We start from the raw sequence: 15,315 nt of genomic DNA on the forward strand, positions 1-15,315 counted from the left end.
CACAATTCTTCCTCGTTTCACCACCCGTCCAGCTGTCCACTCTATCTTTTGCTTCCCGCCCACATCCCAAGGCGCAGCAAAAGGATGCCGTTCCCATCTGGGCTATAACATCAAGGTTTGCATCGTTTCGTACTTACCCAGCACAGTTCATTTCGCATTAACTCATTCATTTATAATAAATTTTAAAAAAATACGGATACTTTTTCAGAAATTTGTACTTTTGCAACCGAAAATTTACCTATGCAAAACATTAGAAATATTGCGATTATAGCGCATGTCGATCACGGAAAAACAACCTTGGTTGATAAAATTATCCATGCAACCAGCATTTTCAGAGAGAATCAGGAAAGTGGAGAACTGATTATGGACAACAACGATTTGGAAAGAGAAAGAGGTATTACCATCCTTTCCAAAAACATTTCCGTAACCTACAAAGACACCAAAATCAATGTTATCGACACTCCTGGTCACGCCGATTTCGGTGGAGAAGTAGAGAGAGTTTTGAAAATGGCGGATGGGGTAATCCTTTTGGTGGATGCTTTTGAAGGACCAATGCCACAGACCCGTTTCGTTTTGCACAAGGCATTGCAATTGGGACTAAAGCCGATTGTCGTTATTAACAAAGTGGACAAAGAAAACTGCCGTCCGGACGAAGTTCATGATAAAGTTTTCGACCTTTTCTTTGCTTTAGATGCTACCGAAGAACAGTTGGATTTCCCAACTTTCTACGGATCTTCTAAACAAGGTTGGTTCAATACCAGTCTAGAGCCTACAGATAGCATCTTGCCACTATTGGACGGTGTTCTACAATATGTTCCGGAACCAAAAGTGGAAGAAGGAACTTTGCAAATGCAAATTACTTCTTTGGATTTCTCTTCTTTCTTAGGAAGAATCGCAATCGGAAAAGTAACCCGAGGTACATTGAAAGAATCTCAATGGATTGGACTTGCACAAGAAGAAGGTAAAATCGTAAAAGGAAAAGTTAAAGAACTATATGTTTTTGAAGGACTTGGAAAGAAAAAAGTAACCGAAGTTGGGGCAGGAGATATCTGTGCTGTCGTTGGTTTTGATGCTTTCCAAATTGGAGATTCTTTTGTAGATCTAGAAAATCCAGAACCTTTGCCAAGAACAGCCATTGATGAGCCTACGCTGAACATGACTTTCTCCATCAACAACTCTCCTTTCTTTGGGAAAGATGGTAAATATGTTACCTCTAACCACCTGAAAGAAAGATTGACCAAAGAATTGGAAAAAAATCTTGCACTAAGAGTTCAGCAAACAGACGATGCCAATACTTTCTTGGTGTTCGGTAGAGGTATTCTTCACTTGTCGGTTTTAATTGAAACCATGAGAAGAGAAGGGTACGAAATGACCATCGGTCAGCCACAAGTAATCCTAAAAGAGGTGGATGGCGTAAGCTGCGAACCTTATGAATCTTTGGTGGTAGATGTTCCGGAAGAGTTTGCTTCCAGAGTTATCGATTTGGCAACTCAAAGAAAAGGAGATCTGCACATCATGGAAACCAAAGGAGAAATGCAACACATGGAGTTCGAAATTCCTTCAAGAGGTCTGATCGGTCTTCGTTCTCAAATGCTTACAGCAACTGCAGGAGAAGCCATCATGGCTCATAGATTCACGGAATACAAACCGTTCAAAGGAGCAATTCCTGGTAGAAACAACGGGGTGTTGGTGAGCAAAGGAACCGGACCGGCTACGGAATATTCCATCAATAAATTGCAAGACAGAGGCAAGTTCTTCGTAGATCCGGGAGAGGAAATCTACACCGGAATGATTATCGGTGAGCAAAACAAACCTGGAGATTTGGTTGTGAATATTGTTGAAGCTAAACAATTGAATAACATGAGAGCTGCAGGTAAAGATAAAGATACAGGAGTGGCACCAAAAATCTTGTTCTCACTGGAAGAATGTATGGAGTACATCCAAGGTGACGAAGCCATCGAGGTGACGCCTAACTTTATCCGTATGCGTAAAAAAATCTTATCCGAAGAGGATAGAAAAAGAGCAGAAAGAATGTTGAAAGACTAATTTCTCCTCCAATACTAATTTTAAAACCGAATGCCCAAAGCGTTCGGTTTTATTTTTTTTAGATGTATAAAAATCCCTAATTTTGGAACTTGAAAAATGGGAAATTCAACTAACAATAAAAAAGCAGAAAAAGACAAGACTTGGACTATTGTCAAACGGTTGTTTGTCATCGGGATGAAATTCAGATCTTGGTTTGTCTTTACACTATTCGTATCCATACTCTTGGCGGTCGTTTCTACCTACAGACCTATTCTGACCAAAGAAGTGGTGGATGTTGCCATTATCAAATTAGGAAGTAGGGAAGAGTTGATGCATCAGGTGTACATTTTGGTAGCACTTGTTTTTGCTGAAAGTTTTCTCAATTTTTTCTTGGTTTATTTTTCCAATTTTATTTCACAGAATGTCATCCGGGATATTCGGGAAAGGCTGTATCATAAATTGCTGTATTTCCGAACCTCCTTTTTTGATAAAACACCCATTGGACAGTTGGTGACCCGTGCCGTGGGCGATGTAGAAACCATTGCCACCGTTTATACCGACGGTTTTCTGATGGTCTTTGGAGATGTTCTTCGTGTTGGTATGGTCATTTTTGCGATGTTTCAAACGGATTTTCATCTCAGTTTGATCACTTTGGCAATCCTTCCCATCATGCTGTGGAGCACCCGGTTTTTTCAAAAAAAATTAAAAAAAGCCTTTGGCGAAGAAAGGGCTTGGGTAGCCAATCAAAATTCTTTTGTGCAAGAGCGATTGGCAGGCATGTCTTTGATACAGGTTTTTAACAGACAACAGGCCGAGTTCGAAAAGTTTGACCAAATCAACATTACTCTGAAAGCCGCATTGCTGAAGACTGTATTTGTGTTTTCATTGTTTTTTCCGGTGGTCGAGCTTATTTCCTCGGTTTTTTTAGGATTGATACTTTTTTATGCCGGATTTATCGAGGTTACTCCCGGGACTATTGTTGCCTTTGTTACATTTATTTCCATGCTTATTCGTCCTTTGCGACAGATTGCAGACCGATTCAACAACATACAAAGAGGGATTGTTGGTGCCGAAAGGGTGTTGGGTATTATGGATGAAAAAATGACCACGGAAAATGACGGTGATTTTGTGAAAAATCATTTCGATGGGAAAATTGAGTTTCAAAATGTTCATTTTTCTTATGATGAAAAACAGGAGGTGCTCAAGGGAATCGATTTTCTTGTTAACCCTGGAGAAACGGTAGCAATAGTTGGCGCAACCGGGGCAGGGAAGTCCACCATTATTTCTTTGGTCACTCGTTTGTACGAAATCAATTCCGGTAAGATTTTTATTGATGATGTCTTGTTGGAGGATTATGAATTGCATAACCTGAGGCGACATATTGGTGTGGTCTTGCAAGATGTCTTTCTTTTCCACGGCAGTATTTTCGAGAATTTGACTTTTGGAAATAAAGAGATTACCCTAAACCAAGTTCGACAGGCAGCTCAAGAAATAGAGATTGATGATTTTATAATGTCGCTTCCCGGAGGCTATGATTTTGTGGTGAGCGAGAGAGGCGCGTCCATGTCTTTGGGGCAAAGGCAGTTGTTGTCATTCCTTCGGGCGTATCTTTCCAAACCTCAAATATTAATTTTAGACGAGGCTACTTCGTCCATTGATCCGGAAAGCGAAATGCTCATACAAAAGGCAACAGAGAAAATTACAAAAGAGAGAACATCAATCGTTATTGCGCACCGACTTTCTACCGTAGAAAAAGCGGATAAGATCATTGTCATGGAAAAAGGTGAGATTGTGGAGGAAGGTGTACATGAAGAATTGTTGGAGAAAAATGGGTATTATGCCAAATTGTATAAAGTGCAATCGAAAGGGAAAATGTAACAATCGTGGGAAATAGCAATCATAAAATGAACGCAATATTATGGAGGTAAATATTCAGTCGGAATTTCAAGACTTTAAAAATGAACTTAAAAAATTAGGAATAGAAGTCCAAAAAATTGTAAAAGTTGGAAATGGGAGCATGGATTTTCATGAGGTCTTTTACAAATCCCCAAAGTACGATGAGGTAAAATCTGTTTTTGTACAAAGACATGGATTAGATGAACTTCTGAAAAAATTCAAAGAACAGTACAATTAGTTTTTAAGAATTTAATTTCAATGCAGATATAAAAAAATGTAATGTGTTTAAAATCAAAACATTAACCACATAGGCGCATAGTTATTTGTATTATATATGCTTTGAAAGTTTCATAGATCACCTTAGGTGGTATAGTTTTGTTGAGCGATATGTTTCACCAAAGGTGTAAACTATACAAAACGAATAAATAATATAAAAGCTATACACTTATGTGATTTAAAATCAGTCATTTGTGTTTTTGTTGTGTGCTAAAGAATTTAATATAAAAAACCTTGGTTATCTTATGACAACCAAGTTTTTTTTGTGAAAAGCATTTTTAAATTCAGATTTTGTAAAAGTATTTTTTTTAAATAGATACTCACAGATTCAGAAAAGTCCCGTAGGGACGGAGCTGTTAATAGAAAATGAGTGTGTGTGTAAGTTAAGCTCTGTAGGAGCGACCTCATTTTAATGCTGAACTCTTTAACAGGTCGCTCCTACGGAGCTTTCCAAAATCAACCTATCCATGCCTTTGCTCCTTCGGAGCTAAAACTAGCACTAAAAACCTTCTCAATGTGTCTCGTTTTAAGAATAAAGTGACGGAGATTTTCGTCCGTTCGAGTAGGATTTTTATGAAGTGAAACGAGATAAAAAATCTGTATCGAGAACGGTTAAACCAAAACTTCTCGATACGCATGGCTAAAGCTTTGTTGAACGGATTTGAAACTGAGAATTTATGATGTTGAATTTAATTTTCACAAAATCAATGTGTTAAAAATAGTTAAATGTTTATTTTGTTTCGTGAAAAACTTGCATAATTTTAATTTTAATTTTAGACATTAATAATAAAAATCATAATCATGAGAAGAAAAATTCTTTTTGCTTTTGCAGTATCAACATTCTTATTTTCGTGTCAAACCGAACAAAAAGTTTACAAACGAAAAACGATTTACAAATAACTTCCGGCGGAACAGATTACACATTTCTTCAAGTTTATTAATTTTTAAATTTAATATTATGAATAAATCAATTGTTACACTATTCTTTTTGTTGTTTATAAAAATGTTTCAAGCTCAAGGGAATTTTCCGTACATGCAACAATGGGGGACTTTCGTAGGTGGGGTTGGTACAAACTTATCCGATTTCCATAACAATAATGGGTTATTACTGGATTCTCAAAATAATATTTATTTAAGTGGTATTACCACTTACAATAGCCAGCTTCCCAACTCATACTATAACCAATTTATTATGGGTGGTGGGGTAAACAATACCTCATCAGATCTCATTCTAGATTATATGGCAAAGTTTACTGTAATTGGCCTTATGACTTATGGCTCTTATACTTCAACCGGGATACAATTAAGCTTGGCTACGGAAAAAATAATTGGGATAGATCATTTGGACAATAAATATATTGTGAATAGTCGTCCGGGTACAGTACCTAACCTTGCTACTCCTGGTGCTTGGCTTATGCAACCACCACCACCAGATGCTACTGATCCTTTTACCTATACTCTAAGCAAATATAGTCCATCGGGTAATTTGCTTTGGACTACTTATACCCCTTCAGCAATACATAATTTTTCATTGGATGAAAATAATAATTCTTTTTTTTCGTTTCCTGTAAAACAAGAGATCGTTGGCTTTTCAACAGCGGGAACATTTCAACCTAATTTTGTTGCACAATCTAATAATTTATTAAGTTCGGGGATAATAAAATTTTCGCCAATGGGACAGAAAATTTGGGCAACTTATTGTCTAGCAAGTGTAAGCTTATTATCATACCATAATGGAGCATTGTATTTTGCAACGGGTTACGATGCCAACGCTCCATGGGCTCCTACTACTGCCGGAACTTTTCAGCCCACAGCTCCTGCAGATACTATTATTATGAAATGGGATGCCAATACCGGACAAAGAGTTTGGAGTACTTTTTATGGCACTTACAATGTTTTTGATCTCATGGGTGTTTATGGCCTAAAAGCTACCGATAGTGGCTTGTATATTAGCGGCAGCAGTGGCAATGCTAGTTACCCCACCTATTACGCAACACCAGGAGCACATAAAACACAATTGACCGGAGAAGAAGACCTTTTCCTTAGCAAATTCGATATGCAAACAGGACGAAGGATATGGAGTACCTATTTTGGTAGTGATGGTTACGATACCATTATGGGGAGCCAAAATATTGATGTATGGGGAGAAAGGATTGTAATAACCGGTAACCAATTTGGAGCTAATGGAAATATTGCTACCCCGGGAGCTTTTCTTACTACTCCACAGAGTACCGCTCCTCATTTGTCCAATAAATTTTTTGCTGAATTTGAAGCAGAGGGTGGTAGTTTGGTTTGGGCCTCATATTTCGGTGGGGTAACAAGTGGAGCTTCTCCGGAAGAAATAAATCCAAAGTTTTTAAACGATGGCACTCTTCTACTCTGGGGAGATACAAGTTCTATGACCGGTGTTACCACGGCAAATGGGTATTTTCCAACAAAAATTCTGTCTAGCGAAAAAATAGGTTTCCTTACTCGTTTTGCATTTAATAACATGGCTATACAAGAATCCAATATTTCACAAGATTTACAATTGTACGACAATCCCAATAATGGTAATTTTAGTCTTGTAGGTAACGCTCTTGCCCAGAAAAATCTACAATTAAAATTGTACGATGCCTCGGGTAGATTGGTACTGGAAAGAGAACTAAGCACGGAGAAAAAACAATCTTTTGAGTTTCAATATCTTTTGAGCAAAGGGAATTATATCATAGAAGTCTCCCGAAATAAAACTACCCTAAAAACCTTTAAAATGATTGTAAAATAGAAAACAAAATTCTATACTTATAAAAAAAACCTTGGTTATCTTATGACAACCAAGTTTTTTTTGTGAAAAGCATTTTTAAATTCAGATTTTGTAAAAGTATTTTTTTTAAATAGATACTCACAGATTCAGAAAAGTCCCATAGGGACGGAGCTGTTAATAGAAAATGAGTGTGTGTAAGTTAAGCTCCGTAGGAGCGACCTCATTTTAATGCTGAACTCTTTAATAGGTCGCTCCTACGGAGCTTTCCAAAATCAACCTATCCATGCCCTATTAACAGTTTGCTCCTTCGGAGCTAAAACTAGCACTAAAAACCTTCTCAATGTGTCTCGTTTTAAGAACAAAGTGACGGCGATTTTCGTCAGTTCGAGTAGGATTTTTATGAAATGAAACGAAATAAAAAATCTATATCGAGAACGGTTAAACCAAAACTTCTCGATACGCATGGCTAAAGCTTTGTTGAACGGATTTGAAACTGAGAATTTATGATGTTGAATTTAATTTTCACAAAATCAATGTGTTAAAAATAGTTAAATGTTTGTTTTGTTTCGTGAAAAACTTGCATAATTTTAATTTTAATTTTAATTTTAATTTTAATTTTAATTTTAATTTTAATTTTAGACATTAAACAAGTTCTATTTAAAAAAATGAAAATAAATAAAATAATCATATTCCTGTTTTTTATCTCTTTTGGGATAAAAGCTCAAGTGTTTGATAGGGTTTGGGGTACTTATTTAGGCCCTGCTGGTACTAATTTAGCATCTTCTCTTGGTTATTGGGACAATAGTTTTGATGCTGATGAAAATTTATGTTTATTAGGTCTTGTTTCAACTGAAAACAACTATAATATAGCGTATTATAATCAATTTGTAACATCTGGACCTAGTTATGATACCAGCCAAAATTCTAATTTTTTCATGACTAAAATTAGCCCAACAGGTAGTATAATAGGGTCTAATTATGACAGTCCATTGGTGTATTCCTATCCCAATATGTCGTATGATACTTTGGGTAATCGATATGAGTTTTTGTTTAATAATGCTGGAAATACCGGTAATGCTACATCGGGAACTTGGATGCCATCTACTATTGCGAATGAAAACAAGTATATGCTTTTAAAATATTCCACTAACTCTATTATGCAGTGGAAAACATATCTGCCACACTCGGAAGGTGTAGTAAATATAACGCATGATTCAACAGGTAATACCTATATTTCTGGTGATACCAAACAGCAAAGTAATTTTACCACTCCTAATGTTTTCAGAGAAAATTTTGAAATTCTTTATAATGGAAATCAATTATTGCCCAATAATTATATTGTCAAACTGGATCCTAACGGTGTTTTAATTTGGGCTACTTATTTTCCGACAGCTATTTATAAATTACAATATTATAATGGAGCTCTTTATGTTTTAGGTAGTTCGGATGATAATCAAAACGCCTCTGTTCTGGCTACAACCGGTGCTTTCGAAACACAAAAAGCTCAAGCGAGCATTACTAAATTAGATGCCAATACAGGAAATAGACTGTGGGGGACTTATTATGGATTGTCGTATTCACAAGGTAGTCAGTTTACAAGTGATTTGAAGGTAAATGCTTCGGGTATTTATGTGTTGGGTGATGTTTCAAGCTATACGAATGCAACAAATTCTTATTTTGGTACTATAGAAAGTCATCAGCCTGTAGAATCGGGAAATTACGATTTATATTTATCAAAATTTAATCATTCGGGCAATAGATTATGGAGTACTTATTTTGGTAGTCCTGGTGGTGAAATGTCTTCTTTCGCATCATCGCCAATGGCTTTGGTGGGGGATAATGTGGTGATTACATTGTTGCAATATCAAAATGTTGGGACTGCTAATCTTGCAACACCAGGTGCATTTGTGAGTACCATGCCTACTACTACCTATTTCAATGGTGGGACTAATATGATGTTTGCCGAATTCACAGAAGACGGTGTTTTGTCTTGGGCTTCATACTATGGTGGTGCTAATAACAATGATAATCAAGTGAATAACCCGTCTATTAATGTGGCGTCTCCAAATGCGAATACATTTTATTTGTTTGGCAATGTTTCAGCCGATACGGGATTTACAACGCCTGGTGCAGCCCAAACCGCAAAATTACCAAATATGCGAACGGGTTTTGTTGCAAGATTTGACAAAAAATCCCAAATGGGAACTACAGAAACGGAGCAAGACAATTCTCTTGTCTTGTACGACAATCCCAATAACGGAAATTTTAGTCTTGTAGGTAACGCTCTTGCCCAGAAAAATCTACAATTAAAATTGTACGATGCTTCGGGTAGATTGGTAATAACAAGAAAATTAAACAATGAGAAAAAACAATCTTTTGAGTTTCAAAATCTTTTGAGCAAAGGGAATTATATCATAGAAGTCTCCCGAAATAAAACTACCCTAAAAACCTTTAAAATGATTGTAAAATAGAAAACAAAATTCTATACTTATAAAAAAAACCTTGGTTATCTTATGACAACCAAGGTTTTTTTGTGAAAAGCATTTTTAAAATTCAGATTTTGTAAAAGTATTTTTTTTAAATAGATACTCACAGATTCAGAAAAGTCCCGTAGGGACGGAGCTGTTAATAGAAAATGAGTGTGTGTAAGTTAAGCTCCGTAGGAGCGACCTCGTTTTAATGCTGAACTCTTTAATAGGTCGCTCCTACGGAGCTTTCCAAAATCAACCTATCCATGCTCCTTTACAAGTTGTAAATATTATTGTTTCTCACATAAGCAACAACTATAAATGCAAATTTTTGCTATATTGGTATTTTGTTTTTGGTATTTATTAAGTTACTTTTAAACAAAACTAAAGAAGATAAAAGGTATTGTTTGTTAAAATATGTTAAAGTTTTGTTTTATTTCATAAAAAATTTGCATAATTTTAATTTTAATTTTAATTTTAATTTTAAACATTCAAAATAAAATTCTAATATTATGAAAAAAGTAATTCTTTCCTCAATTTTTTTTGGGATGTTGTTTACTACTTTTTGTAGTAATGAAAAAATGGCAGTAAATTCAGTAGAAATGTAATTATGAAAATAGTTTATAAATTACTTTATTCGGTTTGTTTTGTATTGTCTATCGGTTTATTGGCGCAAAATTACGATAGAATTTGGGGTACCTATTTAGGGCCGGCCGGAGCAAATGGTGTATTTACATTTAAAGAGGGTTTTAATGGTAATAATGGTAATTTGAGATTTGCAAATGGTGTAATGTATAATAATAATTATAGCACCGCCTATTATAATCAATTTACCACTTCCGGAACGGGATTTGTATCGGGCAATAATAAAAATGTTTTGTTAAGCAGTTTATCTCCTACCGGGACATTGGTATCTTCCCATTACAATATTGCAGATGACATTACATATCCTGAGGTTTCTTCTGATACGAATGGTAATAGTTATTCTTTACAATACAAACAAGCCGGTATTTTGGGAAATGCTACTCCGGGGACTTGGATGCCCACACCTATTACAGGTACCGGAAATGTAATGCTCATAAAATATTCTGCAAATTCGGTAATGCAATGGAAGACCTATTTACCAACCAGTTCTTCCAATGATTTAGGAGTATTGTTTGCTCAGGATTCTGATGGTAATATATACTTTGCCGGTAGAACCTTGCAACAAAATAATTTCACTACTCCCAATGTATTTGTAGAAAACTTTGAAATTTTACCCGGACCTTCCACTATGCCTCAATATAACAATTATATTGTAAAGCTAAATCCCAATGGTGGGCTGTTATGGGCAACTTATTTTCCTGCAGATATTTTCAGAATCCGATATTATGACGGGAGTCTATATGTATTAGGAGCAAATGATAAAAACCCAAATGGTTCAGTCATGGCAAGTGCAGGAGCATTCCAAACACAAAAAGCTTACAGCAGTATTACCAAATTGAATGCGAATACAGGAGGTAGAACTTGGGGTACCTACTACGGAGTCCCCATTGCTTCTGTAACTGGGTTTTATTCTCAACTTGTTTCTTCTATGGAAGTAGATGGTAATGGTATATTTATAAAAGGAGATTCTTGGGCAGACAATGCACCGGATAATTCCTATTTTGGTACGGTTGGTAGTCATCAACCTACAAACGCAGGGAATGGTGATATTTTCTTATCCAAATTTAGTCATGAAGGAGGTAGGTTGTGGAGTACCTATTTTGGCAGTCCCGGTGAAGAAATATCGAGCTATACACCTCAAACGATGGCTTTGTTGGGGAATGATATAATTATTACACTATCACAATTTACTAATGGTAGTAACAATCTTGCGACTCCAGGTGCATTTGTTAGTACGATGCCCACTACAACAAATTATAATGGAGGTGTCAATTTGTTATTTGCCCAATTTAACCAAGATGGCGTACTGGATTGGTCTTCCTATTACGGGGGTGTCAGCGATTTTACAAGTTATTTGAATGAAATTTCTGTAACATCACCTAATCCCAATACCTTTTATTTGTATGGTTTTTCCTCTTCTGATGTGGGTATTGTTACGCCAAATGCTACCCAAACCCTAAAAATACCAAATGAAAATACAATGTATGTTGCAAGATTTGACAAGAAAACAGGAATGGGAACTACGGAGACCACAGGGAATAATGAAATTTCATTATACGACAATCCTAACAATGGAAACTTTAGCCTCGTAGGTACTTTGCTGTTGCAGAAAAATCTACAATTAAAATTATACGATGCTTCGGGTAGATTGGTAATAACAAGAAAATTAAACAATGAGAAAAAACAAACTTTCGAGTTTCAAAATTTATTAAGCAAAGGGAATTATATCATAGAAGTCTCCCGAAATAAAACTACCCTAAAAACCTTTAAAATGATTGTAAAATAGAAAACAAAATTCTATACTTATAAAAAAAACCTTGGTTATCTTATGACAACCAAGGTTTTTTTGTGAAAAGCATTTTTAAAATTCAGATTTTGTAAAAGTAATTTTTTAAAATTGATACTCACAGATTCAGAAAAGTCCCGTAGGGACGGAGCTGTTAATAGAAAATGAGTGTGTATGGAAATTAAGCTCCGTAGGAGCGACCTCATTTTAATGCTGAACTCTTTAATAGGTCGCTCCTACGGAGCTTTCCAAAATCAACCTATCCATGCCCTATTAACAGTTTGCTCCTTCGGAGCTAAATCTAGCACTAAAAACTTTCTCAATGTATCTCGTTTTAAGAACAAAGTGACGGAGGTTTTCGTCCGTTCGCTTACTGCTTTTAGCCTACTGCTCATAGCCAACAGTTTAGGTTTATTTTCCAAGATATGCAGAATACATCCAAACTTCTTTTTCTTGTTCGGTAATGTAACCACTCATCAAAGAGTTGGTGCCTTCGTCACCAATTTTGTCGCTGAGATCCAATAATTCTCTTTGCAGTTCGATAACCGTTTGGAAAGAGTCTAAGATATTTTCCACACATTTTGTTCCATCGCTTACTTCTTTGCTTTCTTTTATGGAAGATGCTTTCAGGTAGTCGCTGTAGTTGTGGTTGGGTGTTGCACCAAGAGTGAGGATTCTTTCTGCAATTTCATCAATTTTCAGAACCAAGCTGTTGTATAGTTCTTCAAATTTTGGATGCAGGGTGAAGAATTGCTCTCCCTTTATGTTCCAATGTGCCCCTCTTGTGTTTTGGTAAAATATAGAATAGTTTGCCAAAAGGACATTTAGTTTTTCGGACATTTTTGCACAGTCTTCCTTTTTCAAGCCAATGATGTTGGATTTTTTCATTTTTATATATTTGTAAGTTAATTTCTTAAATAAGAATTGATTGCTGAAATCGTTTATTATTTTGTAAAATTAAGACTTATAAATCTGTATAAATAATTTTTCAGGATGACTTTTTTTATCTTTTGATTAGATGAAATCAATTGTTATTCATGTTATCAATCAATATTTCAATTTCAATAGATGTTTAAATATAAAGTTTTAGCGTTTTTTATCGTGGTCGTTTACTTTTTTCAGTCTCTTTTTCTGCCTTATGGTGGGATAGGAGCGGACGGTCTTTCTTACTTTGGGATGGCTTCGGATTTTCCAAAATTAAAAACCAATCTTTTCCCTTTGATTTATCCTGCTTTGTTGAGGTTTTTTTATGAAAGTTTGGGCGATTATTTTTGGGCGTATAAGGTCATTAACCTTTTGATGGTTGTGGTGCTCCTTATATTTTCTTGGTTTCGGAAATTTTATTTTAAAGAAACGGTGTTGTTGTTCACCGGCAAATCCTTGTTTTTTGCTATGAACGGAGCCGTGTCCGAAAGTCTGTTCATTTTTATTTTTTACTTTTTACTTTATGTCGTTCATTCTTTTTTAAGTGAAAAATTAAAAGCTGCTTCGTTTGTTTTTTGGGCATCGTTGCTTGTGGTGTTGATGTTTGGCGTTCGTTATTCCGGGATTTTCATCTATATGTCTTTGGTTCTCTTTGGGTTTTGGCTGTGGTTAGAGCGGGTGAGGGTAGAGCAATTGCGCATCTATCTTGCTTTTCTACTTCTGTCGGGGTTGGGGATTTTTGCGTACTTGGGATTTAACCAAATGTATTTCGGAAGTTTTACAGGAGAGCATTTGCGAGGTGGTAGAGGTGAGTTTCAGTTTGTTTATCTCTTCAGGGATTTTCTCGGGATGACCAATGTTGTGGATCCTTTTATCGGGATAAAACCCGCATCCAATGGCTATTTGAGTTTGATGTTTCAGGTTGTTTTGATGCTTGTTGATGTTTTTCTGTTTTTCAAATTCGTAAAATGGTATCGATCAAATAAAATTAATTTTAAAGGAAGTTTTCCTAAATTATTATGGATTGTGACGATCGTTTATACTGTTGGTTTATTTGTCTCCGGATTGTTTCAGCAAATCGAAGAGATGAATGTCAGGATGTTGGCAATCGCTAATTTTGCTTTCTTTTTCTCTGCTTTGGTGTTGTATTTTCAAGTTCAAAAAAAAGATCAGCTTGTTTTCAGAATCTCGTTTTTCTTTTTTCTTTTTTTAACCGCTTACAACTGGAAAGATGCAGGAAGTTTTCTAGATTACAAATCGCAAATGGTGCCACAATTGTCTCGTTTTAAACATAAAAAATATTTGTACAATAACGAGAAATCCATGGTGACCACAACTGTTTACGAAGTCCCAATCATTAATAAAGAAGTGAAATACCAACATACCAATAAACAAATTGGAGAACTAAAGCAAACGGTTATTGGGGCCATCAACCCGCAAATAAAATGGCTGAAGTACGATACCGTAAGGGATAAATCCCAGGTTTTGTACACTTCTCAATTGAAGCTGAAGAATTAGTTGAGAATTAAAATATTTCGTAATTCCGTGATTTACTGAAAAATATTTATAATAATTGTTTGCGTGTCAAAAATTAATTGTACTTTTGCACCCTAAATTTATATAAAGCAATCAAATGCCTACTATTCAACAATTAGTAAGAAAAGGAAGAGCCACACTTGCCAAGAAGAGCAAATCGGCTGCACTTGATTCCTGTCCACAAAGACGAGGAGTATGTACAAGAGTATATACAACCACTCCTAAGAAACCGAACTCTGCACTTAGAAAAGTTGCAAGGGTAAGACTTTCTAACGGAAAAGAAGTCAACGCTTATATCCCGGGCGAAGGACACAATCTTCAAGAGCACTCGATAGTATTGGTAAGAGGCGGAAGGGTGAAAGACCTACCGGGAGTTAGATATCACATTGTTCGTGGTGCTTTGGATACCGCAGGAGTGAACGGAAGAACTCAAAGAAGATCTAAGTACGGTGCTAAGAGACCAAAACCAGGTCAAGTAGCTGCACCTGCAAAAGGTAAGAAAAAGTAATCATTAAATTTTAAGAAACGAAACAATGAGAAAGACAAAAGCTAAAAAAAGACCTTTGTTACCGGATCCGAAATTTAATGATCAATTGGTAACAAGATTTGTAAATAACTTGATGTTGGATGGTAAAAAATCCATCGCTTTTAAGATTTTCTACGATGCATTGGATGTTGTAGAAGCTAAAAAAGGAGAGACTGAAAAGACTTCTCTTGAAATTTGGAAGGATGCTCTTACCAATGTAATGCCTCATGTAGAAGTGCGTTCTAGAAGAGTAGGTGGTGCTAACTACCAAATCCCAATGCCAATCAGAGCGGATAGAAAAATCTCTATGGCTATGAAATGGTTAATTAAATATGCCAAATTGAGAAACGATAAGTCCATGGCGTCTAAGCTTTCTGCTGAGATCATCGCTGCTTCTAGAGAAGAAGGTGCTGCTTTCAAAAAGAAATCCGATACCCACAAAATGGCTGAAGCTAACAAAGCATTCTCTCACTTTAAATTCTAATCTGAA

The 15,315-nt window shown here is 35.9% G+C and carries 10 protein-coding genes; 9 read left to right on the plus strand and 1 reads right to left on the minus strand.

All coding sequences use genetic code 11. From position 1 onward, the window contains the following. The first annotated feature begins 240 nt into the window (after positions 1 to 240). The 6 genes from typA (at position 241) to H9Q20_RS08155 (ending at position 11,839) form a co-directional block, all read left to right on the plus strand. Entirely contained in the window at positions 241 to 2,046 is a 1,806-nt protein-coding gene (typA, locus tag H9Q20_RS08130) for a translational GTPase TypA (protein ID WP_124640961.1), read from the plus strand. Positions 2,047 to 2,142: 96 nt separating this feature from the next. After that, positions 2,143 to 3,903, plus strand: coding sequence for an ABC transporter ATP-binding protein (locus H9Q20_RS08135; RefSeq protein ID WP_124640964.1), 1,761 nt, complete (start codon positions 2,143 to 2,145; stop codon positions 3,901 to 3,903). A gap of 40 nt (positions 3,904 to 3,943) precedes the next feature. Then, the gene (locus H9Q20_RS08140) at positions 3,944 to 4,159 is read left to right on the plus strand and encodes a hypothetical protein (RefSeq protein ID WP_124640966.1); all 216 of its coding nucleotides are present in this window, start codon (positions 3,944 to 3,946) and stop codon (positions 4,157 to 4,159) included. 996 nt (positions 4,160 to 5,155) lie between these two features. Then, positions 5,156 to 6,961, plus strand: a complete 1,806-nt coding sequence (locus tag H9Q20_RS08145) for a T9SS type A sorting domain-containing protein (protein ID WP_187477471.1) — start codon at positions 5,156 to 5,158, stop codon at positions 6,959 to 6,961. A gap of 644 nt (positions 6,962 to 7,605) precedes the next feature. Further along, positions 7,606 to 9,411, plus strand: coding sequence for a T9SS type A sorting domain-containing protein (locus tag H9Q20_RS08150; protein WP_124640972.1), 1,806 nt, complete (start codon positions 7,606 to 7,608; stop codon positions 9,409 to 9,411). A 607-nt stretch (positions 9,412 to 10,018) separates the two neighbouring features. Further along, on the plus strand, positions 10,019 to 11,839 hold the full coding sequence (locus H9Q20_RS08155) for a T9SS type A sorting domain-containing protein (protein WP_187477472.1): 1,821 nt from the start codon (positions 10,019 to 10,021) through the stop codon (positions 11,837 to 11,839). A gap of 411 nt (positions 11,840 to 12,250) precedes the next feature. Here H9Q20_RS08155 and H9Q20_RS08160 read toward each other — a convergent pair whose 3' ends face one another. Further along, entirely contained in the window at positions 12,251 to 12,727 is a 477-nt protein-coding gene (locus H9Q20_RS08160; RefSeq protein ID WP_124640974.1) for a Dps family protein, read from the minus strand. A 180-nt stretch (positions 12,728 to 12,907) separates the two neighbouring features. Here H9Q20_RS08160 and H9Q20_RS08165 point away from each other — a divergent pair, with 180 nt between their 5' ends. From H9Q20_RS08165 to rpsG, 3 genes are all read left to right on the plus strand, one after another. Continuing rightward, entirely contained in the window at positions 12,908 to 14,281 is a 1,374-nt protein-coding gene (locus H9Q20_RS08165; RefSeq protein WP_187477473.1) for a hypothetical protein, read from the plus strand. A 115-nt stretch (positions 14,282 to 14,396) separates the two neighbouring features. Next, positions 14,397 to 14,807, plus strand: coding sequence for a 30S ribosomal protein S12 (rpsL, locus tag H9Q20_RS08170; protein ID WP_124640978.1), 411 nt, complete (start codon positions 14,397 to 14,399; stop codon positions 14,805 to 14,807). A 25-nt stretch (positions 14,808 to 14,832) separates the two neighbouring features. Next, positions 14,833 to 15,309, plus strand: a complete 477-nt coding sequence (gene rpsG, locus H9Q20_RS08175; protein ID WP_124640980.1) for a 30S ribosomal protein S7 — start codon at positions 14,833 to 14,835, stop codon at positions 15,307 to 15,309. Positions 15,310 to 15,315: the final 6 nt, after the last annotated feature.

It is taken from the genome of Amniculibacterium sp. G2-70 (assembly GCF_014353055.1).
Classification (GTDB): Bacteria; Bacteroidota; Bacteroidia; order Flavobacteriales; family Weeksellaceae; genus Amniculibacterium; species Amniculibacterium aquaticum.

Bases quoted from the DNA above. Each gene is read 5' to 3' on its own strand.
- H9Q20_RS08155 (WP_187477472.1), top strand. From the start codon at position 10,019: ATGAAAATAGTTTATAAATTACTTTATTCGGTTTGTTTTGTATTGTCT.
- H9Q20_RS08165 (WP_187477473.1), top strand. From the start codon at position 12,908: ATGTTTAAATATAAAGTTTTAGCGTTTTTTATCGTGGTCGTTTACTTT.
- rpsG (WP_124640980.1), top strand. From the start codon at position 14,833: ATGAGAAAGACAAAAGCTAAAAAAAGACCTTTGTTACCGGATCCGAAA.
- H9Q20_RS08135 (WP_124640964.1), top strand. From the start codon at position 2,143: ATGGGAAATTCAACTAACAATAAAAAAGCAGAAAAAGACAAGACTTGG.
- H9Q20_RS08145 (WP_187477471.1), top strand. From the start codon at position 5,156: ATGAATAAATCAATTGTTACACTATTCTTTTTGTTGTTTATAAAAATG.
- rpsL (WP_124640978.1), top strand. From the start codon at position 14,397: ATGCCTACTATTCAACAATTAGTAAGAAAAGGAAGAGCCACACTTGCC.
- H9Q20_RS08160 (WP_124640974.1), bottom strand. From the start codon at position 12,727: ATGAAAAAATCCAACATCATTGGCTTGAAAAAGGAAGACTGTGCAAAA.
- H9Q20_RS08150 (WP_124640972.1), top strand. From the start codon at position 7,606: ATGAAAATAAATAAAATAATCATATTCCTGTTTTTTATCTCTTTTGGG.
- typA (WP_124640961.1), top strand. From the start codon at position 241: ATGCAAAACATTAGAAATATTGCGATTATAGCGCATGTCGATCACGGA.
- H9Q20_RS08140 (WP_124640966.1), top strand. From the start codon at position 3,944: ATGGAGGTAAATATTCAGTCGGAATTTCAAGACTTTAAAAATGAACTT.